Raw genomic sequence first — 23510 nt, 5'->3', positions numbered from 1 at the left:
AAAAGGCATAGAGCGCTCTATGCCTTTTCTATATTAAAATTAAATAATGTCTTTTTTTGTGTTCATTTGTTCTTGTTGAAAAAGAGCAACAGTACTTGTTTTAGTCATATAACTGCCAATGATGAAACTTAGTAGGCCAATAGTTAAGCTATAGTAAATGGGGCTATTGGCATCTAGACCATCTTTAATGATAAAGATAATAACAGTAATAAAGCCAAGAGCCATACTTAACATTGCACCAAATGTTGATGCTCGTTTCCAATAAACAGCACCGATTAATGGGATTAACATGCCACCTACCAGTAGATTATAGGCTAGGGTCAATGCACTAATTACATCATTTACAACCATAGATATACCTAGAATTAAAACACCAAATATAAAAGTAGCAATGCGATTTAATGTAACGCTAGTTTTATGGTGAGTTAAACTGGGTAGTAAGTCTTCTGTGAATACCGTAGATGAGGCAAGTAAAGCAGCGCTAGCCGTAGACATCATAGCGGCTAAAGTGGCTGCAATAATAAGACCACGAATGCCCATAGGCAGTGCAGACTCTAACACATAACCAAAAGCATTATTGGCATCAGCTAGATCAGGAACAATAATTCTTGCACACATACCAATAACTGCACAGATCAAGCCATAGATAACACAGTAAATACCCGCAGCGGTTCCTGCATATTTAGCTACTTTTATACTGCGAGCAGTAAAAACACGTTGCCAAATATCTTGACCAATTAAGATACCAAAGAAATAGATCAGGAAGTAGGTGATAATGGTTGATATACCAATGGTTGTAAAATCAAAACTACTTGCTGGTAACTTTTCAGCTAATGCCGACCACCCACCCGCTTGGTAAAGACAAATAGGTAGTAAAATAAACATTAAGCCAATAGTTTTAATTAAGAATTGTACAATATCTGTTAGTGTCAGTGACCACATGCCACCAATAGCTGAATAAGTAACTACAACACCTCCGCCAATTAAAACAGCCATCCAGTGGTTTAAACCAAATAGTGGTTCTAGAATTTTGCACATAGCGATAACAGAAGTTACTGCTAACATAAGTGCATAGGCAAGCATAATGATGGCGCTAATTTTTCTAACAACAGGGTTATAACGTTTTTCTAATACTTGAGTAACAGTAAAAATACGTAGTTTTAGAAGGGGCTTAGCTAATAGGACGTTAATCACTATAATACCAATGCCTAGTGCTGTACAAAGCCAGACACCAGATATTCCATAAGTATAGCCAAGTTTAACAGTACCTACTGTGGAGGCTCCTCCTAAGACAGTAGCTGCCATAGTTCCCATGTAAAAACTAGGCCCTAAATTACGACCAGCCACTAAAAACTCTTCATTATTTTTGGTGTGTTTGAGGCCAATGTAACCTAGGAATAACATGCACAGCGCATAAATTACAACAATAATAAAATCTACAACCATGAAAAGCCTCTTATAAGTTAATTATTATGTCAAAGAGGTTGCTAATTAGAGATTATTATAGTTGTTAACTATTCATTATTAAATTAATGGAGTTTTTATAATCATCTCAGTAATTAATTATAACCTTTCTTTGAGAAATATTAGGCAGAATATAAAAGTAATACCTTATTTTTATAGGTATATTTGAGTTTACCTATCTGTTACTTAATGAAAAATAATAATAAGTAAATACTTACTACAAAAAAATATGAAGTATTTATTAAGTTTTAAATAATGTAAGTAGTCGACAATAAAAATTTGAGTTATTGTGTTAGTTAAAATAATTGTTAATTTTTAATATAAATAAGGATGTAAAAGCATGATATCTGTCTATCAGCTTAAACCTAAGTTTCAAGCATTACTCAGACCGTTAGTACAAAAATTATTTGATGCAAAGGTGACAGCTAATCAGGTGACTATTGCTGCTTGTATAGGCTCATTATTGGTTGCATTACTAGTTGTATTAGCGAGTTCTCATTTATGGGTGTTTTGGTTAATTCCTCTTTGGATGTTTGTGCGGATGGCACTTAACGCTATTGATGGTATGTTAGCCAGAGAGTTCGGGCAAAAATCTAACTTAGGTGCTTATTTTAATGAATTAACGGATGTGATTGCAGATAGTGCTTTATTTTTAGTATTTGTTTTTGTTAGTGGTGTTAACCCTATGTTAGTTGTATTGGTTGTTATTCTTTCCTTGTTAACGGAATATGCTGGAGTGATGGGGCCTTTAATTGGCGCCTCACGTCGTTATGATGGACCTATGGGAAAAAGTGATCGGGCATTGGCTTTTGGTGTCATTAGTGCAGGCATTGCTATCGGTTGGTTACCATTAACATGGATTAATCCATTGCTATGGATTATTGCAGGATTATTAGTTTATACGTTGGTAAATCGTATTAGACAAGGATTAAATGAGGTTTCTAACAATTAAAAAAAATTTACTAGCCATGATACTTTGGAATTCTTTTATTGTCCTTGGTCAGCCATAGTAAATGCTTCTAAAGATACTGCACTAGTAATTTTAATTAGTAAAAGGTAGCAAGCTATTCGTTGTTTAATGCCAGTTATTTTTCTAATGATGATGTCAATGAAAGGGTTATAATTAATAACTTGAATGGAAAGTAGACTAATTTTAATTATATAGTAATGTGAAGTAGGTTATTAACAGCCTTAAAGTAATTATTCAGAGGTGTTTCGGGTATGTTGGCAAAGGTGTGTTCCAAATTACTAATAGGGTTTGCAAAAGCCTTAACAGGGGCTCGTTGTGTCTGGAAAGGGTGTAATCCTGAGCCAAAGCAACGCATTTATTATGCTAATCATACAAGTCATGCTGATTTTGTATTAATTTGGGCTGCACTTCCCCCAAAATTACGCAATAAAACAAGACCTGTAGCAGCAGCTGATTATTGGTCAAAAACTAAACTACACCGTTTTATGATTCATAAAATGTTCAGAGGGGTGTTAGTAGACCGTATTCGTAAAGAAGACAGCAATCCATTAGAACCCATGCTAAAAGCTTTAGCAGAAGGCGATTCACTTATTCTTTTTCCAGAAGGAACACGTAATAAAGAAGAGGAGTTATTGCCTTTTAAAAGCGGAGTTTATAATTTAGCAGTAGCTTATCCTGATGTAGAAATAGTACCTGTTTGGCTAGATAATTTAAAAAGAGTAATGCCAAAAGGTCATTTAATACCGTTACCAGTACTTTGTTCATTAACTATTGGTGAACCTATTCAAGTTGAAGAAAATGAAACACGTCAGGAATTTTTAGAGAGAGCAAGAGCAACATTAATTTCTTTGGGTAAAGGAGAGTAAATAGATGATTAGTTATGATAAAGATACTTTACTCTTATTTTGTGGAATTGGTGGTATTTTAGTTTTTGCCTCTGTGGTTGGTTTTGCTTTAAAGCTAGTGAAAGGTAATAACCCTGTTATTGAAAACCTTAATGCCCGTATTAATGCTTGGTGGGTAATGGTTTTAGTAATAGGTTGTACTTTTTGGTTGGGGAATACAGCAGTTATTATTTTATTCTTTTTAATATCTGGCTTTGCTTTAAGAGAGTTTATTACCATAACACCTACCACTTCTGATGATTATTATGCCTTGCTGTTTGCATTTTATATTGCCTTACCAGTGCAGTATATTTTTGTTGCTATAAACTGGTACGGTATGTTCAGTATTTTTATTCCTGTGTATGTGTTTTTATTATTACCTGTATTGGCTTCTATTAAGGGTAGTACTAAAAACTTTTTAGAAAGAACAGCAAAGGTGCAGTGGGGACTAATGATTACAGTGTACTGTATATCTTGTGTACCTGCTTTATTAACTTTAGATATTCAAGGCTATGAAAACCGTAACTTATTATTAATCGCTTTCTTAGTAATAGTGGTTCAAATATCTGATGTATTGCAATATGTATTTGGTAAGTTATTTGGTAAACGAAAAATAGCACCTACTTTATCACCCTCTAAAACGGTAGAAGGATTTTTAGGTGGAATTGTTTCGGCTTCTTTGATCGGTGCATGCTTATGGTGGATTACCCCCTTTAGTTTCTTGCAGGCTGGGATGATTTCGTTAATGATTACTTTACTTGGCTTTATGGGAGGATTAGTGATGTCTTCTATTAAACGAGACCAAGGTATTAAAGACTGGGGGCATATGATTGAAGGGCATGGAGGCATGTTAGATAGGTTAGACTCTGTTTGTTTTGCAGCACCTATTTTTTTCCATGTGGTTCGTTATTGGTGGGGATAAGTAGTTTTAATATAAATATAGAAAAGGCTGTATCATTACAGCCTTTTTTGTTAGTTTTTAGTATTGTGGTGGAGCTTGATTAAACATATTGAGATTTAGGGATCTGGTTATATCTCTTACAATTTGTTGGCCGCGTACACTATTACCTGCTTCATCTAAAGGGGGAGAAAATACAGCAATTGCCATTCTGCCAGGAGCAATAGCTAATATGCCACCTCCAACACCACTTTTACCTGGTAATCCTGTCCAATATAACCAATCACCACTGGTCTCATATAATCCATTCATTGTCATAATAGCTAAAATATGAGCTACTTCTTCTTCAGTTAATAAACGTTTTTTAGTAATAGGGTTTATACCATTATTGGCTAACACAGAACCCATTACTGCAAGATCACGAGCTGTTATATTAATTGAACACGCTTTTGTATAAACATCTGTGGTGGTGAAAGGATCATCATAGAGTCTGTCATATGATTGAAGTAATACTGCGATAGCTTGGTTGTGTTGATTAGTAGCAGCTTCTGATTCATAAACCTCTTTATTTAAAGATAGTCTATGGCCTGCGAAATCGGACATAATATCAACAATACGTTTATATTTTTCTTCAGCATTATTTCCTTTCACTAAACTAGTAGTAGCTATAGCTCCTGCATTGACTAAAGGATTCATAGCTGCTTTACCTGTTTGGTTTTGCTCAATAGCTAGTACAGAGTTAAAAGGTAATCCTGTTGGATTGGTACCAATTTTATCAAACACTTCTTTAGCATTATGATCTTTCATAGCTAAGGCAAGTGTAAAAACTTTTGAAATAGATTCAATGGCAAAAGGTGTTTTATAATCTCCTATATTAATAGCAGTACCATCGGCAGTTACTATACTAACACCTAATAATTTTGGATCAACTTTAGCTAAAGCTGGAATATAGTCAGCATTTTTACCTTCATTATTTTGCTGAGCACGACTATAAGCAATTTGTGCTGCTGTATGGATAGAAGTTTCCGAAACGCGTGCATAGCCAATAGATGTAATAGCTAGATTACTAGTGATTAGAAGGGTGTAGCATATTCCTTTAAAAAATTTGATAGACATAAAAATTCTCTATATTAAATAAGGTGATTTTAGTGTTTTTGTTTGGGTACAATACAATCAATGAAGTTTTACAAAACTTAAAGAGTCTTATATGTTAAAACACTTTATCGCATTTCTAGTATTCAGTTGTATTAGTGTAACAAATACTTATGCAGAAACTAAAGTTATTCATGTTTTAGTTGCATTATGTGATAATAAATATCAAGGTATTGTCCCTGTTCCTACTGCTATTGGCAATGGACAAGATCCTCGTAATAATCTTTATTGGGGAGCGGGTTTTGGTCTGAAAACTTATTTTAATAAACAAAAAGATTGGCAATTGATTAGTAGTGAGAAAAATAATCAATCAATTATTTTGGAGCGATTAATTTATAAAAATAAGCAAAAAGATATTTATTTAGTAGCAGATGCGTATGATGGCCAATATATTAGAAATACTATACAGGATTTTTTAAATTACAGTGCTGGTTTGAACGACTTGACTATAACTATAAATAATAAAAAAATAGTGGTTGGAGGTAAAGCAAATCTAGTTATTTATGTAGGACATAATGGTTTAATGGATTGGTCATTATCTAGTATATTTTATCCACCCAGTTCTCCTGTTATATCACAACAACAAAGAAAACTGCAAAGTGATAGAACAGCGGCTGTGTTTGCCTGCAAAAGCCAACAATATTTTTCTAAGCCTCTTGAGGAAACAGGCATATCTCCAGTAATTCTAACTACACACTATATGGCGCCTGAAGGATATGTAGTTTATGCTTTAGTGGATGGCTATGTTAATAATCTATCAAAGCAACAGATTCATGAAAATGTAGCCAAAGCTTACAGTAAATACCAAAAATTAAAGCAGCCAGCTAGAAAATTATTTACTACAGAATATCAATAAATTTATTCTTGCTATGGCAAAAATACTTTCATAGGAAATCTCTGTAATCTTCTATCATTAGCGTAGTTATGAGTAAAGAAGATGAGATTAATTAACAGCAGACAAGCATGGCATGATGCTTATTATCCCAATATAAAATCCACAACATCATTTGGTTTAGATTCATTACAATTAGGGATTGTAGTAGAGCGGCCTTTAAAACATCATAATACTTATCAAATAATTCATCAATGGTTGGCAGGTAAGGTACAGCATTGCATAGATGTATTACCAATTCCTTTACAGTGTTTTGGTCATTACCTCTATTCACCAATAGCAACTGCATATGATTTAGATGTGGCGCATGAGTTAGTGTGGAGTATTTTGGCTAAACAAATTGCTCAAAGCCATCTTAATAAAGAAAATCAACAAAAAGCTTATTGGTTAGTAAGAGCTGCTTTGAAAAGTTACCAAACTTTAGTGGTTAATAAAAAGGATTATTTAAAAAAACCACAAAAAATTATTAAATTTATCAAAGATAATTACCAAGTTGAATTGCAATATTCAGACTGGAAAAAAGTTTGGCAACCACTTTATAACAACATGCTTTTTATCTGTAATGAGTTAGATAAACAAGCACTCATACCAATTAGCAGCTTAATAAAACAGTTTAAAGAAACAAATTAAGTTCTTTCTAAAAAATATCATTATCTAATTATTTATGGAGTAAAAAATGCCTGATAAAGACCCAAGTTTTTGGCAAAATTTATATATTTCAATTACTACAAGTCCTATATGGCAAGGCTCAATTCTTGCCACAATTATTGCAGCTTTAAGAGTACTTTATGATGATCAAGAAACAAAAATGATCAGCGTAATATTAGAAGCCTTACTTTGTGGCTCATTAGCACTTTGTGTTAGTAGTATTGTGGAAATGTTAAGCCTTCCTACAAGTGCAACTGTGACTATTGGTGGCGCTATAGGATTTGTAGGTGTAACAACATTGAGAGATAAACTTTTAAAGATTATTAATCGAAAAATGGATAAGGAGGAGAAAGATAAATAGTGTAATTATTTTGAGGCTTACTTATTGATGATAGACGCCTATTAGGCGTTTTTTTATGGTTGTTAGAAATTTTTTAAATAAAAATAGTTTTTAACTAAAAGAAAATTTAATTATTTAGTAGGAATAAATTATATGAAAATTAAAAGATATTTATTTTCATTACTAGTAATGTTGATGTTCGTTAATATCAATATTAGTGCAACAAGTTATTCGTGGAGCTGGCTTAATTCAGGTCCAAATTATAGCTCACCAGATGAGCTTTGTGCAGATGCTGGAGGAACGCCCAGTTATCCAATAACTGGCCCTGGTGGTTGGTATGGTTGTTGGGGTGTTTGTTATGGTTCTAGTAAGGGACCATGTTTTGTTCGTTGGGGAGATAGTTGTCCAACAGGAACACAATATAATAGTGATCTAGGTAGTTGTGAGAATACAGATAAGCAAGTGCCTGCTCCTGGAGTTGCAGGTGAACCACAATCAGATGACTGTCCAAATGGAAGAAATGATAATACAGGGCATTGTAATCCTGAGCCCGATATGTGTGAGTTTGTAGGTAACCCTATACTAATAGCAACTGGGCAAAAAGTAGAGTTTGAGGAAGATTTAAGTATTAATGGTTCAGCATTATCTTTCAAAAGAAACTATTGGAGTAGTAGAAGAAATGTTAGTAATGTAGGTTTAGGTTGGCAGTTTAATTGGCGTATGTATATTCAGAAGCTAACCTATAAAAATCAAGTTAAGCTTTATAGAGATGATGGTTCAGGCTATATCTTTACACCTAAAGAAAATGGCGCATGGGAAGGAACGGTTGGTACTAATTTAAGTTTAACTTCTCTACCTAATAACAATGGTTGGAAAGTAATAACAGCAAATGGCAATGTTGAAATTTACAATAATCAAGGGCAATTGATTAACTATAGTAAGAATGGTTATCCAACTATCAACTTTACTTATAATACGATAGGTCAGTTGATAACTTTATTAGAAGACAATACTGCTAGAACACTGACTTTAACCTATAACACTAAAGGTTTAATTACCAAAGTGGCAAGTAATGTAGGTTTATCAGTAACTTTTAGTTATGATACTCAAAATCGTTTAGTTTCTAGAGTAAAGAATGCTAAAACCAAGAAGTATCACTATGAAAATACACAATTTCCTAATGCTTTAACAGGTATTACTGATGAGCGTAATATACGTTATGTTACATGGATGTATAATGATAAAGGGCAAGCTATTAGCAGTGAAAATATAGGAGGTGCTAATAAATATCAATTGGAATTTTTAGATAGTAATCGTACTCAAGTAACTAACCCTTTAGGTAAGCAAACTATCTATCACTTTGGCAATTTTTTAAATAAGAGAAAAATAACAAAGGTGGAAGGGATTGCTATGAATTCTTGTGTTGCAAGTAATTCAGCGTATTATTATGACTATCAAGGATTATTAACCAGTAAAACTGATGAAAATGGTGCTACTACATCTTATAAATATAATGATCGTGGCTTTGAAACAGAGCGTAAACTTGTCGGTTCAGGTTTGAATTATACCGTTTATACGAAGTGGCATGATATATTACCATTACCTGTAGAAGTTAATCACAATGGACAAAAACAAGCCTACCAATATGATGAAGATGGAAGATTAGTTGAATTTACTGATGGCTTTAAAGATTTCAGTCATATAGGACAAGGCTATGATGTTGCATTATTGCAGTTTGATAATTTTTCTGATGCAGCAGGTAATATATGGACGCCAGTAAATAATCCACAAATAGTACAAGATGACGAAGCTATTGCAAATAATACCCTATACCTTGATGGAAATGCTTACCTAACAACCAATAATAATGGCGTGTTTGACTTTGGTCGAGAGGATTTTACTATTGAAATGTGGGTAAAACCAGAGGCTAAAACGGATTATTCTGCTACTTTATTAGATGGTACTTTTAGGCAAGGAAATGGATCCTCATTTTCAACTTATATCACTACTCAAGGATATGTCTATTGGCAAGGTTACAATCATGGTACTAATGAAATGGTTTATTTTAGAGCCAGTAAAAAAATATTGGATAATCAATGGCACCATATTGCCTATAGTAGAGAAAATGGAGTTTTAAGAATATTTATTGATGGTCAATTATTAAATTATCAAACAGATAAAAATAATTATCTATTAGATGAAAAAGTAATTGTTGCTATTGGAGCAAGTGCTAGTGAGCGAGAATATCAATATAATTACAAAGGTAAGATTGATCAATTACGTGTTACTAAAAAAGCCTTATATACAAAAAACTTTACTCCAAGTCACGAGCCCTACCTTTTTAATGGTAGTCCTACGGAGTAAACATTAATTTAATAACTAAATTTTAATTTTTTAAATAAGACAAAAAGTATCAAGAGCATGATATAAAAATTATGCACTAAGGGGTGCTTTTGTCTTTTAAATAGTCAAAGGAACTACAATGAAAAAACAAGTGATACCGATGCTGCTTGCATTAGCAGTATCTACAATTCATGCAGAGCAAACAATAAAGTATACCTATAATAATATGGGGCAAATAACGAGTATTGATGGATCACGCTATGATGTGGAAGATATTACACATTATAACTATAACAATGATGGACAATTAACAAGTATTGTAAACCCATTAGGTCATACTGTTACTTATAGTAATTTTGATAACTATGGAAATCCTCAAACGATAACCGACGAAAATGCTATTATTAGTACACTAACCTATACAACGCAAGGATGGCTAGCCAGTATTACAACGGCTGAATCAACAACACGTTTTACCTATGATGAAATAGGTCAAATAACGAAAGTAACCTTTCCTGATAATAGTGTACTAAGCTATACGTGGGATGAGGCTAAGCGATTAACTTCCATTAAAAATAATCTTAATGACAGTATTAATTATACTTATGACGCAATGGGTAATCGTACCGAAGAAATAGTTAAAAAAGGTACCACTATTACCTATCAATTAAAACGTCAATTTGATGAGTTAGGGCGTGTATTAGCTTTAGTAGGATCAACTAATCAAGCCTATCAATACTCTTATGGTACTCATAGCAAACCTTTATCAGAAACAGATCCAAAAGGTACTCAAATTACCCACAGTTATAATGCAGATAACTATTTAACTCGAGATTATTATGGTAAATACTATAATTATCATGATCGTGATGTACATGGTAATGTGACTATAGAAAAAGATTTTGGGAATAGTAGTACTTGGTTTGCTTACAGTGACCTTAATCAGGTGGTTGAAGAACAAAGTAGTGCAACTGGTACCACAACAAATAGATACGATAAAGCAGGTAACTTAGTAAAAGAAACTAATGCTAGAGGTCATATTACTCAATATAGTTATGATGGACTTAATCGCTTAATCAACCAAGTTTATCCTAATAAGCCTGAATTAAATATAGAATATATTTATGATCAACCTGTGACAGGTTTTTATAATATAGGTTATTTAACCTCGATTAATGATAGTAGTGGTACTACAGAATATAACTACAATAATTTAGGATTAGTTGCTCAGGAAAAAAGGCAATTAAAACTAGATGGCGAGTTATTAGGCGATCAACAAGTTATTAACTACACTTATGATAAAGCAGGTCGTGTATTAACAACAGATTATGGTCTAGCTACCCTAAGATATACGAGAAATATAGGAGGGCAAATTACTGCCATTACATTGGTTCAAAATGGTAGAACACTTACCTTAGTTAACCACATTACCTACCAACCTTTCCAACAAGGTATTACTGGATTAACATGGGAAAATGGTTTAATGCTAAGCCGTAGTTATGACTTAGATGGTCAACTCACCCAACAAACCATAGGTACAGTTACTACTAATTATCAATATGATGTTAATGGCAATATAACCCAAATAGTCGATAGCCAATTTGGTACTACCAATTATGAATATAATGAATTCAATCGACTTACCAAAGAGCAAGGAGAGTCAACTATCACCTATAGTTACGACATTGTGGGTAATCGAACTACACGTCAGAGTGATCAAGGTCTACAACAAGCAACTTATGCTGGAGGAAATGTCCTTTCTGGTATCAATGGTACTTACTATAAGAAAGACATTATAAATAATATAACATCCTTTAAAGACAACACAAAAACCTATGAGTATGATGAAAGCAATCGTTTTTCAAAAGTGATAAAAACAGAAAATAATGTACAAACGACGTTAGCTCGTTATATTCATAATGCTTATGGTGAGCGTACTATTAAAGTTAAGGAAGATGGCAGTATTAGTACATTTATGTATAACGATATTGGTCAGCTAATTAGTGAAACACAATATAATGCCAACAAGGAAAAAGTAAAAGAAATCTACTGGGCATGGTTAGATACAATGCCAATTGCCCAAATAGAAGTTCCTTTTACGAATGGTGTAGCAAGTGCGCAAACAGTCTACTATATTCATAGTGACCATTTAGATACCCCAAGATGGGCAACTAACCAAAATGGACAAAAAGTTTGGAGTTGGCAAAGTGATGCTTATGGTACTACAATGGCAAATGAAGACCCGTTAGGTACAGGAGTCAATACCACTATTCCATTGCGTTTTGCTGGTCAGTATTTTGACTCAGAAACAGGTTTCCACTATAACTATTTTAGAACCTATATTCCTGATTTGGGTAGATATAGTCAGAGTGATCCTATAGGGCTTGAGGGGGGGTGGAATACTTTTCTTTATGTTGAAGGGAATCCAATATCATATAATGACCCTTATGGGTTAGCTATTCCTTTGCCAGGTGATTCGACACAACATGCCAAAATAAAAGCTTATATGGCTAGAGGTGATGTGAAAGGGTTAAAAAACTTACTAGATTCTTTGGATCCAAAGAATGCAAGAATCGTAAATGAGTTTATAAAAAAAATGGAGTCTAATGCTTCAAAATGGATACAAGAAAAATGCAAAGGAAGTATTCGAGGAAAATTTCCTGAAGAGTTTTTGAACAGTAATATTAAAGACATCTGGAAATTATCTCAGCAAGGTAATGAAAGATGTTTACTAGCTTCATAAATAATAGAAAAAAGTTTCATAATTGCGGGATATTATAATTATTATTGGTATATAGTGGGATTAAAATTGTAAAAGGTTTTCAAATAGTGAAAAAATAAAGGGCAAGTTTTAAAGTAAACAATTTAACCTTAAAAATTAAAATAAATATTTTAAAGTTTAAACATTACTTGCCCATTTTGATCTATTTCCCTTTTTTTAGCTTCTTTTAATTTTTGGTTCATCCATTTATAAAGAGTGCTTTCGGAAATGTTATGCCGTCTTAATAATTCCGTTTTATTATAGCCTGTATATTCAGAGATTACTTGCTCTTTTAACCGCTCAAAGTATAAACGCGGTTTAGCTGGAAAATTTAAATTTTGCCCTCTCCATTCTTCGTGAAGTTTGAGCGCTATTTCTTCGGCTGCTTTTTCTGGTTCATTAATATTATTGGCTATCAAGTGGCGCGTTAAGCCGTCTATTAAATCTTCAAAAAAACCGTTTCTACGCTTGGCTTGTTCTGATACATGATATTCCATACTAACCCCCAATCTTTAATTGGCTTATAAGCTGGTGTGCTTGTTCTTCATTAATTAGACCTAGCCGCAGATCGGAATAAATTGCGGCTATTTTTTCGTTTTTTTCTTCTTGTGTACTGGTTACCTTTTTAGCTGCTTTAGGTATTAATAGTTGTGCTTGTTTAGGATCGCTGGCGATACCCCACACTATAGCCCTTAAATAGTTATGGTTTTTAAGCGGTAAGGTTAAGCTGCTATATTGCTCTGTTACTTGTTCTAACCCTGCTAGCCACATTTCCATAGTTGCTGGCTTTGTTTCATTGGTTCGAGCGTCATTAGTTACAGTACCAGCCTTAATAAGTATTATTAAACTATCCAATAACTTAATAGCTTTACTATTTTTTAAAGCACTTTTTGCAGGGCTAAACAGCCTTAAATAGAGTAAAGCAGCCTTTGCTAGTGCTGGTTGCAATTCACCAGTTAAAGCTGCTAGCTTTTTTCCGTCAACTTCTACAAAACCAGCTTCAAGAGGAAAAGTAGCAGCACAGCAGGGGCATTGAATCTGTATCATTTATTCACCAAAGAACTATTAACAGTTTCACCAAACATTAAAGTAAGCAGTTTTTTTGCGTCATCTATAATTTTGCTTTGATTAGAAGATGACATAATAGAAGCACATAAAAGTATTGAATGATAATCTACTAATACACAACAATAGTATTTTGATAATCTACGGCTAGAAATTTTGTTTTTTATAAGCTGCCTTAGTTGCTCATTATTAAGCGTTGATATAGCTACCTTACTCATAAGCTACGCCCCTCTAAATTACTTAAAGTATTAATAACATCTTCAAATTTTTGTTTGCGCTCTACCCATTCGCCACCCTTGGTATAACTTAAAAAACGTGCTTTTTCTTCATTAGAAATATTATGTTTTTGGCATAGGTCATTAATTATGTTGTGGTAGTAGTCTTTTTGTTGCTTATAGTAAAGGGCTGCAACAATATCATGCAATTGTTGCTCTTTTTTAATCCATGCTACTTTATCAACTTTAAACATGCGCTTTGCCATGCTATCGGCATAATTCCAATCTAGTTTCATGTCAGCTAGTAATGCTTCTAGTTTTTGCATGATAGCTGGCTGATTATCAAAGTTATGTGGTTTACCTTTGGCCTTGTTAGGTTTTTTAGGCTTCCAGCCTTTAGCTATAAATTCATCTATTACCCTTTCAGCTTGTACAATAGTTAAATCTTTAGATGATGTAACACCAAAGCGCTTAAGCATTAGCCTATAAGCGTCTTCTGGTATGTTTAATTGCTGTTTAGCAATATGAATTTTAGCTATTTGAGATTGTCTAGCCATAACACAATACCTGCTAAGGAAATTTAGTTGGAGTTAAAGAGTTAATTTTTTGCCTTAGTTCATCATTTAATGCTTTTAAAGACATAAAAGCGTTAGTTTTTAGGTTTCCTAAAACATTTTTTAATTCTGGGCATTCTGTTTTAATTATGTATTCAGCATGTGCAATACCACAGTCTAAAGACGTTTGTATATCTCTTAATAAAATAGCTAGTTGTTCATTTGTCATAATGCCACCATAGGTAAAGCCCCTATTGCTAGGGGCAATTAGGGTTAATTTAAAGCTTCTTTTAAATCTTTAGTTAAAGTAAATTTAACTGATCTACTAGCAGCTATTTCTACTGGTTCGCGTGTTTTAGGGTTGCGGCCTATACGGGCATTACGCTTAATAGGTTTTAACTTACCTAAGCCATGTAATGTAACAATTACATCTTTTTTTAAGTTTTCTGTAGCTACTTCTGCTAAAGCAGCTAGTACACTTTTAACAGTCGTTTGTGCTTCTTCGGTTTTAGCTGCTACAGCTTCTACTAAGTCTGCATGATTAATAGTCTTAGACATTGTTTAAATCTCCGTTGTATTGTGGTTTTAAGCCGTTTTTGTAGTTGGTCAATAACTGGGCGGCTTTTTCCTCAGTTAATGAATTTAGAAAATCAGTAGCTTTTAATAGATCGGCTTCGTTTGCTTCCTTTGGAAACATGTAAATAGAGGTAGTAAAATTAGCGCCTAGATATTTATACTTAAATTCTATGCGCGTACCATCACTTCTAGTGTTGGCATGGGCTACAATTTCGCCATGCTCTTTAGTTGTAAATACTTTGTTAGCTTCAATCATTGTTCACCCTCGAACATATCTATAGTTTTATCTTCACGTATAGGCGGTATAGGTTCACCTTCTGCAATAAAAGCAGTGCAGATCGGGTGGCCTTGTTCGTTGTATTGCCATTGTTTAGGGTAGTCAGGATCGTCAACCTCATAAATAAACGTATCGCCCAAAATCTCGCATTTTTGGCTATCGTCACATTCATCTATTGATAACCCTTCATTCATGGCAGAATCACGCGCACATTTGCGACACCATTCGCAATGAAACCAGTCGCCCTCATAGCTATTACTAGGTCTATAAAGTTGTATTTTTTTATCGGTCATAATGTCTCCCTTTGCCAGCCACAAGGGTTAATGTTTAGCTGCTTGTCTTTATAGCTGGCTAGCTGCTTAATAGTTCCGCCATTTTTAACAAATAACTCGACTTGGTTAGCAAGCATAGTTCTATCAAAGTCCGCTAGTATTTGCTTTATAGTAGTAACGGGTGTTTTATGCTTTGGCATGAAATACACCTCGCTCTAATTTGCTAGCCTTATCTAGTGCATTGACATAATCAGAAGCAAAGCCAACAACGCGGCCATGCTGGAATAAATGAAAAAAGTTTTTGCCTTTGGCTACTATGGTTACCTTTTCTTTTCTTCTACGTGCAAAAACTAAAGCAATACCAATCAATCGCCAATTAACAATAGCCTTAGTATCTGTTAAAGCCTGTGTTTCTACGTTGTCTAAGTTTGTCATAAGCTTTTTTACCTTCGTGAGTATAAGCTTCTTTAAGCCGTTTACCTTGTTCACAATAGCGGCCGCTTGGTGCATGACAGCAGCCGCCTTTGTTAGCCATTAAGTGATTCATAAAATCATTAAAGGTGGACATTGCTACACCTCTTTTATGATCTCCCCAGTAATAAGACTTTGGCCTGTTTCGGCTGCTATATTCATAGCGGCAATAAGGGTGTTATTAATCACTAGTGGATAATGGTTCGGTTCTGTTTCACCGTAACGGCGGTAGCTAAGTTTTTGCTTAAGTTCATCTATGCCGCTTTGGTCGATCACTTCGGCTAGTTTTTTATTGGCTTTGTTAAAGGTATGGGCTAGATAATCTTCTAAGTAATTAGTTACAGGGGCTAGCTTTTCTATTGTACAGCGCTGGGTTACTTCGCGAATTTCTTTGTTATGCTTACTTAAGGTTAGCAATAGTTCTGGCTGGGCAATAAGTAGCACAGTAAATAGGCTGTTAAATCCGTCTGGGCTTTCCATTTCCAGTATGCGCTTAAAGTGTCTTAGCGTATCATTTGGCAGGCTGTGGGCTTCTTCTATGATAATAACAATTTGATAGCCATTGCTGACAGCCTCAGCCGCTAACGTATGAACTTGTCTAAAACGATCATCTATTGATCTAGGTTTAGCAGCAGTAGGCGCAATAGCAGCCTTAATAGCGTCTATAATTTGGGTTACTTTTAATGACTTTCCTTTTTGGTCGTTGCTTTCCATTCCTATAATATAGGGTTCTACAAAGATAACTTTGTCTTTAGCCCTAGCTACACGGGCTTTTAATGCTTTTTTAAGGGTTGTTTTGCCGCTGCCAGACTCACCAATAACAGCTATAAACTGTGAACATTTAGTCGCTATATATAAATCTTCATAGAGTATTTTTGCTTCTGGCGATAGATAAAGGTCGTCAATACTGCGCGGTTCGTCAAAGGGATTTACTTTTAAATCAAAAGCATTTCCGGCAGCTTTGGTTAAATGCTGTTTTTCAAGTATCATATAATAGTCCTCATTATTTGTAGGTGGGGATATTTCCAATAGTGGCTGGGGGTGGCCGCCCTCAGTCACTACATTAAAAACACTATCATTAGCAGTTATACCTTTTTGAGCTAACCAGCTAATAATGCGTTGCTTAAATTCGGCCTTATCTGTCTTTTTAGGCCATGTATTTAAGTTAATTAATAAAGATACGGCGGTATTACTAACATTAAGATATTGGGCTAAATTCGACTGTTTAAGCCTGTGATCTGCTATGACTTGTTTAAGCTGTAGCATTGTTTTAACCTCCTACCACACTTAAGCGGGGGCGTTGTTTATAGCGTTCTGCTATGGTGTTAAGTTCGTTTTCTGGTGCGCCTTGTGGGTAGTGCTTTTGTAGCCATGCCATGTGTTGTGGCGACCATTCACCCAGTAAGCCTTTAAGCTGTTTAGCCATAGCGGTTAGGGTTAAATTAACTTCTACTACAGTAGGTATAGCTATTGTTGTTTCTAACTCGCTACCCTGTTTAGGTAAGAATGCGGGTAGCTCGGTATCTTTAATGGTTTTAAAGGGGTCAATTGCACCCTTAAAAGGTAGTTGCTTAGCTTTCTTGGCTTGTTCTGCTTCTTCTACACTGTTAGTACCAGTTACTAACTGGTCTAGTTGTTTAATGTTTTGTTGTGCTGGGTTTTCGGCATGTTGTTTGTAGTTAGTACCAATAATGGCGGCGGTATCTGTAAAGCCGTATTGATTTTTATTAACACGCTCTACAACTTGGAAGTACTCGCGGCCATCTTCATTAACTAACACTACTTGGGCGCTGTCATCATCTCGCCAAGGGTTACGGGTAATAAGTAATTTTTCACCTACTAGCACATTAGGTACTTGGCTAACGTCATATTCATGGCCTCTAAATGATACTGTTAGGTATACATTAACTTTACGCTCTAGGGGTTGGCTTATGGCTAATTCGCGGCATATATCTGCACTAGGGGCTAGTCTTAGCTGTTCTTTAGTGATTGTTTGCCAAACACTGTAGCGGCTTTTACCTGTGCGGCTATGGGTTTTAAAGGTGTTGTAGTGGTGCATCCAAACATGCAACAACTTGTTAAGATCGTTTAAGTTACTTGCTGGGCGTAGTTTTAAACCGCTTTCAAAATTACATTCGATTAAATCGTGTGCTTTCTCTACTGAACCTTTAGCCCGTGCATTTTTAACTTTGTTAATAATTAAGGTTATACCAAGCGCCCTGCATAGGTTACGGAACATGGCAGACTTCATAGCTGCTCCGGGGTCTGTCATGATTATTTTAGGTACACCATAAAAGGGGTATTTGCCCCGTTGCTGTATGGCATTAATTAAACAATTGCATAGGCTTTCGGCACTTTCACTGCCTAGCGTGTATTCAGCATAGATAGTGCCTGTGGCATGGTCTGTAATTGCATAACGTTGTAAACGCTTCTTTTCTATGCGTTTAAGGTTTTCTGGCTTGCCGTCGTAGTATTCAGAGGGGTCTATTTTTTCTAGGCCGTTATCATCTAAATAATACTGGGCGCAAATAGAGGCGTCTATTTGCCAAACGTGGTTGGGGTGTTCACTGGCTAAGCGTGTAGCTGGTTCTGGTTGTAATAGCTGTTTAGGGTGTAAGTTATAACCATACAGAGCATTAATAATAGCACTGGTTGAAAGTGGTTTAACTTCGCCTGTTTCTTCGTTAGTAGATACGGCATTAATCATGCCCTCAGCTTGTAAACGTTCTACCGCTAATTCAATACTAGAAAGTTGCTTTTTGTTGTTATTGCGTAGGCTAAGCATTAATAAGGCGGATATGTGTTGCGCGTCAGTGATTGAAAGCGCAAACTTGCCCGCGTCACTACGTTTTTTACGTGTACCTTTATCTACAAACTTTTTAACTAAGTTAATAGCTGTACGGGTTGATTTATTTAATTTTGCTGCTAATCCCTCATAAATAGCCATGTTTTGCCCATGCTTAGCGCTGGCTATCTGTTTAGCTGCTTCTGCAATAAGTTGATTAATAGCAGGGTTATTCATGGCTTACTTACCTTTAAAATAAAAATACAATCCAGCACAACCACTAGCAATAACTAAAATAGCGGTTAAGCTTGCTATTACAAGGTTATTACTGGCTACATACTGGTTTAGAAGAATGACAAGTAACAAAGTAACTAAGGTATTAAATTTAAATTCATTCATTGCAATTATTCCCCTATACCTAACTCGGCTTTTACTAGTTCCTCAGCGTTAGGTGCTTGCCAGTCATTTACAAGGCTTTCGGTTAATTGGTCTGGTAGTCCTAATTGGTTGCTAACAAAATTAACAGCGCGCTTAACAGAAATAACTAAACCTGTCATAGTTGCTTCATGGTCTATGCCTGTTTTGTTTTGATGGTCTTGTAAAGCCTGCATAGCTATTAATAAATTGCCATATATCATGCCCTCTACAGTGGTAGCAGCTACAGTGGCTTCTTGGCGTAGTTCTTCGCCCACTTCTTCTGGTTCTAGGTTAGCTATACGTTTTTTGGTTTTTTCAAGTTCCAGCTTAACCTTGTCTAACTCTTTTCCTTTCTTTTCGGTTACTTTGCTTAAAGCGTCATAGCTGCCCTTGGCTTCTTCAAGGTCTTTAGTAAGGTTTTCTTTATCGTTTTTATGCTTAACAGCCATTTCCTGTAGTAACTCTATTACTTTGTCGCGGTCTTGAGTTTCTATAGCTTGTTTAACTATTTCCTGATCGTCAGCAGGCAAAGCCTTTAATGCTTGGTAATCCCTAGCCCTAAAGCCTATTTGTTCGGCTTGTTGGTATAATTCCTCACCTAATAAATTAAGGTTTTGCGAAAGTTCGGCACAGCGTCTGTAGGATTTATGTAAAAAGACTTGGCAAAATTCCTCTAAATCTGCGACATGTCGCACATTTCCGTCGGCGTCATTATATGGTAAGTCCTTATATTTCTTGCTGTTTTTTATTTCTTCAAACTGTTTAGCTATGGCTAAATCTGAAATTGTCGCATAAAAATGTGATGTTTCAATACGGCCAATAGCTTTGAAAATTTCATAAGAAGCTATTACAGAGTTATCCGCTATAGAAGACTGTACAGCTACTTCTTGTACTATTTCTAGTTCTTGGTTTTCTGTAGTCTCAGCTACAGTAGTCTTGGTTTTCTTAGCCATTTAATAAAGCCCTCGCATTTGCTGTAATTTGGTTATAACGTTGGTTAGTTCTTTGTACTGTTTCTTGTGTTTCTAAAGTATGGGCGTGTGCTATTTCAAGCAGTAGAGAGCTATAGCGGAATCGGTTATCGTCCCATTTCTCAACTAAGCCAGCACTTATAAGGGTATTTAAGGCGCGGGTAATATTGGTAGGTGTTTCCTTTAACTGTGTAGCTAGTTCATTATTAGTAAAACCAGCAATACTTTTTCCGCGCATGGCTTTTAATACTTCTAATGATTTTAAGGCGCTTTTGTTTATGCCTGTTTCTTCAATCATGGCTTAACCCCTTATGCTACTTGTATTTCTGGGATTTTTAACCCCAATTTAATAGCTATATCATGGGATACACCATAATTGCCTTTTATTAATCCATTCGTTAATAAGTAAACACGGTTTACAGGAAAATTATTTTTTTTAGCCCATTGAGCTATAGGAATACCAGCCTTTTTAAATAAGGCTTTTACTTGTTCATGTGTATAAGGCTTTGTTTTGGGCAGTGCGTATGGTACTTGCATTGACCTTTCTCCTATTGTTGGTAAAATTATCAAAATACTTTAAATTAATTTATGTTTATTATATTGCGGAAATCTGCAATTGTAAATATAAATATTGCGGATAATTGCTAAATGATAGGCGCTCGAATAAAAGAAGAAAGGGAAAGACTAAAACTCACACTGTCAGAATTTGCGGTAATTGCTGGCGCTGGAAAAAGAACGTTAAGCGATTGGGAGAAAGGCACAACATACCCTACAGCATTGCAGTTATCCGCGCTAAATACTGTAGGCGTTGATGTCACATATATTGTAACTGGTCAACGTTCACAGGCAGCTATAACACCAGAAGAACAAGTGATGTTAGACGCTTATAGAAAACTACCAGAAGAAAATAAAAAGCGTTTGATGGTTTTAGCTTTAACGGGTGTTGATATTTCCAGCAGTGATGAGAAGAAAAAAGGCAAAGCTAATACTAAAGTATCAATAAAAGGCGACAATAATACTGGCAATATAGCAACGGGAAATATCAAATTGAGGAAGTAAATTGTGGGTACTGATATTAAAATAAAAGGCTCGAACAATAGAGGTAATATTTTAGCTGGCCGTGACTATGTAAATATCAATATTAATCCAGACAAATACAAACCCTGTCCATATTGTCAAAGAAGCTGGATAAATTTAAATGATGATATTTGCAACCCTTGTTTAACTATTTTAGAAGAAGAACAAAAAAAACAAAACCGTTTAAAAATAGCAAAAAAACTACAGTTATTTTTTTTATTAACAGTAGGTCTAACATTAACTCTAACTGTATTAAATTTATATTTGACTAAAGTCGAAAATCAAAAAAATATTTTTCATATTGTACAGAACTTTAATAGAGCCATTCTTAGTAGTTTATTAATTTCTTTATTAACTGTAGCATTAAGTTATTTATTATATTTTCTAATTAATTATTTACTTAAAAAGCGTTAAAGGAGGACTAATGCAATTAATTAAAATACTTTTTACTATCACTGCTTTTGTTTTATTGACTGCCTGTGCTACTTCTGGCTATGATTTTAAAGAACAAAACATTAGCCAATTACAAATAGGTGTTACTACCCCATACGATGCCGAAAGCATTTTAAAAGGTACACCATACCAAACAGTAAATAATGATAGTGGTACTTTTTTAGTTTTTGTTTTTTCTAGTGCAGACCCTATGGGCGTTAAAACTAAAATGGTAGAACTACAATTTAATAATAATGTATTAACGCGCATTTCAAGAATGAGTGGCTTTGAGTTACCACAAGCCGACAGAGCAAGACTAATGCCATAGTTTAAAAATAGTAAGATTAAAATTTTTTAGAATTTTCTAAAAGATTTAAAACCATAAAAAAAGCAAGATACCTCTTAATAATTAAGGGGTATTTTTTATGGTCGCTGATGAACCAACAATTAAACAATTATCTGTAATTACAGGCATTAGTATTCCTGTACTTATCCTATTACTTGGCTTACTTTTACCCTTTGAAGGCAAGCATAATAAAGCTTATGTAGACCCTGTAGGCGTTGTAACTATCTGCATAGGCCATACTGCAACAGCCAAAGCAGGCCAATATAAAACCGATGCCCAGTGCTACCAGCTTCTAGCTAAAGACTTAGAAGACGGTACAAAAGCTATTAACAACTATGTAAAAGTACCCTTATCTAATCACTTAGAAGCGGCTTTAAGGTCGTTTATATTTAATGTTGGTTCTGAGAATTTCCGCAAATCAACTCTACTTAAAAAACTTAATAATACTGATTATTTGGGGGCATGTGCTGAGCTTGAGAAATGGATAAAAGCCACAGATCGCAACACTAAACAAGTAAAAATATTAAAAGGTCTAGTTAATCGTCGTGCCGCTGAGCGTAACATGTGCGAGGCTGGTCTATGAGTTATTTAGCCCGTCCTATTATGGCCGTATTCGGTCTAGTTCCTGCTTTAGTTGGCATTTACTACATAGGCTACACCAAAGGCCAGCAACAAGCCGAAAACACCCACAATGCGCTACAACTTAGCGAACTAAGGGCAATTATTGCCCAATCCAAAAACTTAACCCAACAAGCCCAAAAAGCTAGCAGCGAGATTGAAAAAGTTATCGCCCAAGCTAAAGAGGCTAACTATAAAACCACTGTAGAGTTTGAACATGACCTTGAAGCCACTAAAAATGCTAGGGCTAGTTGTGTGTTTGATGATGTCATCATGCAGCAACTCAAAGCCGCCCGTAGTCGTGCCGCAGCCGCCGCAATCGCCACCGATACCAGCAGCCTTGATGGTGTATTGCGACCCACCAGTAATGATAACCCACAACACAGGCGATAGTATTGTAATGACCTTAAAAGAACTATACGACCAGTACGGGCTATGCGCTTGGCGACATGCTGCGCTTATTCAATACCTTATTTTTCCTAGAGGTGATGAATGATTGAAGAATACAGCATAGGGCAGCTAATCCAGTTTATTTTACTGATTGGTATTTTTTTATTTACGTTGTTCTCACGTAGAGAAGCAGCCAAAACAGCCGAAGTAAAAGAGCTAACAGACCGCTTAACCAAGTTAGAAATAAAAGTCGAATACTTACCCACTAGTAACCAGTTTAGCCAGTTATTAGCAGAGGTTAGAGAGCTTAACGGCAAACAAGAAGCCATGAACAACACACTAGTATTGATTAATGAATCGTTAATTAATAATGGCATTAAATGAGGCTATGTAATGAAACAAACCTACAAAGAGCTATTAACCGAACAAGAGCGACTAGTTATTCTAAGGGTATTAACCGAATTAAACGGCTACACCTCTAATAATTCGATTATTACAGAGCTACTAAAAAAATGGGGCTTAAAGGTAAGCCATGACCAAGTAAAAACCCATTTAAGGTGGTTAGATGAGCAAGGGTTAATAACCATTGAAGATATTAACGGGGTACTTATTGCCACCCTTACAGAACGTGGCGAAGATGTAGCCAACGGTTTTGCCACTGTGGATGGTGTTAAAAGGCCGAGGGCTTAGAC

34 protein-coding genes are annotated in these 23510 nt (G+C 35.1%); 15 read left to right on the top strand and 19 right to left on the bottom strand.

From position 1 onward, the window contains the following. Positions 1 to 39 precede the first annotated feature (39 nt). The gene (locus MTZ49_RS01745) at positions 40 to 1446 is read right to left on the bottom strand and encodes a sodium:solute symporter (protein WP_264746704.1); all 1407 of its coding nucleotides are present in this window, start codon (positions 1444 to 1446) and stop codon (positions 40 to 42) included. Positions 1447 to 1804: 358 nt separating this feature from the next. Between MTZ49_RS01745 and MTZ49_RS01740 the strand changes: the two genes are divergently transcribed. From MTZ49_RS01740 to MTZ49_RS01730, 3 genes are all read left to right on the top strand, one after another. Further along, entirely contained in the window at positions 1805 to 2416 is a 612-nt protein-coding gene (locus tag MTZ49_RS01740; protein WP_264746703.1) for a CDP-alcohol phosphatidyltransferase family protein, read from the top strand. Between the two features lie 269 nt (positions 2417 to 2685). Beyond that, on the top strand, positions 2686 to 3300 hold the full coding sequence (locus tag MTZ49_RS01735) for a lysophospholipid acyltransferase family protein (protein WP_264746702.1): 615 nt from the start codon (positions 2686 to 2688) through the stop codon (positions 3298 to 3300). 4 nt (positions 3301 to 3304) lie between these two features. Further along, positions 3305 to 4240 (top strand): phosphatidate cytidylyltransferase, encoded by a 936-nt coding sequence (locus MTZ49_RS01730; RefSeq protein ID WP_264746701.1) that lies wholly within the window; start codon positions 3305 to 3307, stop codon positions 4238 to 4240. A 57-nt stretch (positions 4241 to 4297) separates the two neighbouring features. Here the strand turns inward: MTZ49_RS01730 and glsA are convergent, their stop codons facing one another. After that, positions 4298 to 5332 carry a glutaminase A gene (gene glsA / locus MTZ49_RS01725; protein WP_264746700.1) on the bottom strand — a complete coding sequence of 345 codons (1035 nt, stop codon included), beginning with the start codon at positions 5330 to 5332 and terminating at the stop codon, positions 4298 to 4300. Positions 5333 to 5423: 91 nt separating this feature from the next. Between glsA and MTZ49_RS01720 the strand changes: the two genes are divergently transcribed. From MTZ49_RS01720 to MTZ49_RS01700, 5 genes are all read left to right on the top strand, one after another. After that, positions 5424 to 6224, top strand: coding sequence for a hypothetical protein (locus MTZ49_RS01720; RefSeq protein WP_264746699.1), 801 nt, complete (start codon positions 5424 to 5426; stop codon positions 6222 to 6224). Between the two features lie 81 nt (positions 6225 to 6305). Next, complete coding sequence (locus tag MTZ49_RS01715; protein ID WP_264746698.1) at positions 6306 to 6890, top strand: hypothetical protein; 585 nt, start codon at positions 6306 to 6308, stop codon at positions 6888 to 6890. A gap of 46 nt (positions 6891 to 6936) precedes the next feature. Continuing rightward, a complete protein-coding gene (locus tag MTZ49_RS01710) occupies positions 6937 to 7269 on the top strand; it encodes a phage holin, lambda family (protein WP_264746697.1) in 333 nt (110 codons plus the stop codon). Positions 7270 to 7401: 132 nt separating this feature from the next. Continuing rightward, complete coding sequence (locus MTZ49_RS01705) at positions 7402 to 9612, top strand: LamG-like jellyroll fold domain-containing protein (RefSeq protein ID WP_264746696.1); 2211 nt, start codon at positions 7402 to 7404, stop codon at positions 9610 to 9612. A 118-nt stretch (positions 9613 to 9730) separates the two neighbouring features. Next, positions 9731 to 12334 (top strand): RHS repeat-associated core domain-containing protein, encoded by a 2604-nt coding sequence (locus MTZ49_RS01700; RefSeq protein WP_264746695.1) that lies wholly within the window; start codon positions 9731 to 9733, stop codon positions 12332 to 12334. Positions 12335 to 12483: 149 nt separating this feature from the next. Here the strand turns inward: MTZ49_RS01700 and MTZ49_RS01695 are convergent, their stop codons facing one another. Genes MTZ49_RS01695 through MTZ49_RS01615 form a run of 17 tightly spaced genes read right to left on the bottom strand, consistent with a single transcriptional unit; the run spans position 12484 to position 20492 of the window. Continuing rightward, entirely contained in the window at positions 12484 to 12849 is a 366-nt protein-coding gene (locus MTZ49_RS01695) for a Mor transcription activator family protein (RefSeq protein ID WP_264746694.1), read from the bottom strand. 1 nt (position 12850) lies between these two features. Then, complete coding sequence (locus MTZ49_RS01690; RefSeq protein ID WP_264746693.1) at positions 12851 to 13399, bottom strand: hypothetical protein; 549 nt, start codon at positions 13397 to 13399, stop codon at positions 12851 to 12853. Further along, the gene (locus MTZ49_RS01685; protein ID WP_264746692.1) at positions 13396 to 13635 is read right to left on the bottom strand and encodes a hypothetical protein; all 240 of its coding nucleotides are present in this window, start codon (positions 13633 to 13635) and stop codon (positions 13396 to 13398) included. Before MTZ49_RS01685 ends, MTZ49_RS01690 begins: the two co-directional genes overlap by 4 nt. Then, a complete protein-coding gene (locus MTZ49_RS01680) occupies positions 13632 to 14189 on the bottom strand; it encodes a gp16 family protein (RefSeq protein WP_264746691.1) in 558 nt (185 codons plus the stop codon). The genes MTZ49_RS01685 and MTZ49_RS01680 overlap by 4 nt, the downstream gene beginning before the upstream one ends. A gap of 13 nt (positions 14190 to 14202) precedes the next feature. Beyond that, positions 14203 to 14415 carry a hypothetical protein gene (locus tag MTZ49_RS01675; protein ID WP_264746690.1) on the bottom strand — a complete coding sequence of 71 codons (213 nt, stop codon included), beginning with the start codon at positions 14413 to 14415 and terminating at the stop codon, positions 14203 to 14205. A gap of 44 nt (positions 14416 to 14459) precedes the next feature. Continuing rightward, on the bottom strand, positions 14460 to 14744 hold the full coding sequence (locus MTZ49_RS01670) for an HU family DNA-binding protein (protein ID WP_264746689.1): 285 nt from the start codon (positions 14742 to 14744) through the stop codon (positions 14460 to 14462). Next, positions 14737 to 15018, bottom strand: coding sequence for a hypothetical protein (locus MTZ49_RS01665; RefSeq protein WP_264746688.1), 282 nt, complete (start codon positions 15016 to 15018; stop codon positions 14737 to 14739). Before MTZ49_RS01665 ends, MTZ49_RS01670 begins: the two co-directional genes overlap by 8 nt. Beyond that, the gene (locus tag MTZ49_RS01660; RefSeq protein WP_264746687.1) at positions 15015 to 15332 is read right to left on the bottom strand and encodes a hypothetical protein; all 318 of its coding nucleotides are present in this window, start codon (positions 15330 to 15332) and stop codon (positions 15015 to 15017) included. Before MTZ49_RS01660 ends, MTZ49_RS01665 begins: the two co-directional genes overlap by 4 nt. Further along, a complete protein-coding gene (locus MTZ49_RS01655) occupies positions 15329 to 15511 on the bottom strand; it encodes a hypothetical protein (RefSeq protein WP_264746686.1) in 183 nt (60 codons plus the stop codon). The genes MTZ49_RS01660 and MTZ49_RS01655 overlap by 4 nt, the downstream gene beginning before the upstream one ends. Continuing rightward, entirely contained in the window at positions 15498 to 15746 is a 249-nt protein-coding gene (locus tag MTZ49_RS01650; RefSeq protein WP_264746685.1) for a hypothetical protein, read from the bottom strand. The genes MTZ49_RS01655 and MTZ49_RS01650 overlap by 14 nt, the downstream gene beginning before the upstream one ends. Further along, a complete protein-coding gene (locus MTZ49_RS01645) occupies positions 15700 to 15879 on the bottom strand; it encodes a hypothetical protein (protein ID WP_264746684.1) in 180 nt (59 codons plus the stop codon). The genes MTZ49_RS01650 and MTZ49_RS01645 overlap by 47 nt, the downstream gene beginning before the upstream one ends. A gap of 2 nt (positions 15880 to 15881) precedes the next feature. After that, positions 15882 to 17048 (bottom strand): ExeA family protein, encoded by a 1167-nt coding sequence (locus MTZ49_RS01640; protein ID WP_264746683.1) that lies wholly within the window; start codon positions 17046 to 17048, stop codon positions 15882 to 15884. 4 nt (positions 17049 to 17052) lie between these two features. Continuing rightward, positions 17053 to 18804: a DDE-type integrase/transposase/recombinase gene (locus MTZ49_RS01635; RefSeq protein WP_264746682.1), complete on the bottom strand. Its 1752-nt coding sequence runs from the start codon at positions 18802 to 18804 to the stop codon at positions 17053 to 17055. A gap of 3 nt (positions 18805 to 18807) precedes the next feature. Further along, positions 18808 to 18966 (bottom strand): hypothetical protein, encoded by a 159-nt coding sequence (locus MTZ49_RS01630; protein ID WP_264746681.1) that lies wholly within the window; start codon positions 18964 to 18966, stop codon positions 18808 to 18810. A gap of 5 nt (positions 18967 to 18971) precedes the next feature. Next, complete coding sequence (locus MTZ49_RS01625; RefSeq protein WP_264746680.1) at positions 18972 to 19937, bottom strand: hypothetical protein; 966 nt, start codon at positions 19935 to 19937, stop codon at positions 18972 to 18974. Beyond that, positions 19930 to 20253, bottom strand: coding sequence for an IclR family transcriptional regulator (locus MTZ49_RS01620; RefSeq protein WP_264746679.1), 324 nt, complete (start codon positions 20251 to 20253; stop codon positions 19930 to 19932). Before MTZ49_RS01620 ends, MTZ49_RS01625 begins: the two co-directional genes overlap by 8 nt. An 11-nt stretch (positions 20254 to 20264) precedes the next feature. Beyond that, positions 20265 to 20492, bottom strand: coding sequence for a DNA-binding protein (locus MTZ49_RS01615; protein WP_264746678.1), 228 nt, complete (start codon positions 20490 to 20492; stop codon positions 20265 to 20267). A 111-nt stretch (positions 20493 to 20603) separates the two neighbouring features. Here MTZ49_RS01615 and MTZ49_RS01610 point away from each other — a divergent pair, with 111 nt between their 5' ends. The 7 genes from MTZ49_RS01610 to MTZ49_RS01580 all read left to right on the top strand — a co-directional run bounded on the left by MTZ49_RS01610 (position 20604) and on the right by MTZ49_RS01580 (position 23508). Next, complete coding sequence (locus MTZ49_RS01610; RefSeq protein ID WP_264746677.1) at positions 20604 to 21014, top strand: helix-turn-helix domain-containing protein; 411 nt, start codon at positions 20604 to 20606, stop codon at positions 21012 to 21014. A 3-nt stretch (positions 21015 to 21017) separates the two neighbouring features. After that, positions 21018 to 21446 (top strand): hypothetical protein, encoded by a 429-nt coding sequence (locus MTZ49_RS01605; RefSeq protein WP_264746676.1) that lies wholly within the window; start codon positions 21018 to 21020, stop codon positions 21444 to 21446. 10 nt (positions 21447 to 21456) lie between these two features. After that, positions 21457 to 21792 carry a hypothetical protein gene (locus tag MTZ49_RS01600; RefSeq protein WP_264746675.1) on the top strand — a complete coding sequence of 112 codons (336 nt, stop codon included), beginning with the start codon at positions 21457 to 21459 and terminating at the stop codon, positions 21790 to 21792. A 97-nt stretch (positions 21793 to 21889) separates the two neighbouring features. Beyond that, positions 21890 to 22393 (top strand): lysozyme, encoded by a 504-nt coding sequence (locus MTZ49_RS01595; protein WP_264746674.1) that lies wholly within the window; start codon positions 21890 to 21892, stop codon positions 22391 to 22393. Then, a complete protein-coding gene (locus tag MTZ49_RS01590) occupies positions 22390 to 22821 on the top strand; it encodes a hypothetical protein (RefSeq protein ID WP_264746673.1) in 432 nt (143 codons plus the stop codon). The genes MTZ49_RS01595 and MTZ49_RS01590 overlap by 4 nt, the downstream gene beginning before the upstream one ends. A 99-nt stretch (positions 22822 to 22920) precedes the next feature. Continuing rightward, entirely contained in the window at positions 22921 to 23202 is a 282-nt protein-coding gene (locus MTZ49_RS01585; RefSeq protein ID WP_264746672.1) for a DUF2730 domain-containing protein, read from the top strand. A gap of 9 nt (positions 23203 to 23211) precedes the next feature. Continuing rightward, positions 23212 to 23508: a winged-helix domain-containing protein gene (locus MTZ49_RS01580; protein ID WP_264746671.1), complete on the top strand. Its 297-nt coding sequence runs from the start codon at positions 23212 to 23214 to the stop codon at positions 23506 to 23508. Positions 23509 to 23510: the final 2 nt, after the last annotated feature.

Source organism: Entomomonas sp. E2T0, assembly GCF_025985425.1.
Classification (GTDB): domain Bacteria; phylum Pseudomonadota; class Gammaproteobacteria; order Pseudomonadales; family Pseudomonadaceae; genus Entomomonas.
The sequence above is the reverse complement of the archived record's forward strand: the minus strand, read 5'-3'. Positions and strand labels throughout refer to the sequence as shown.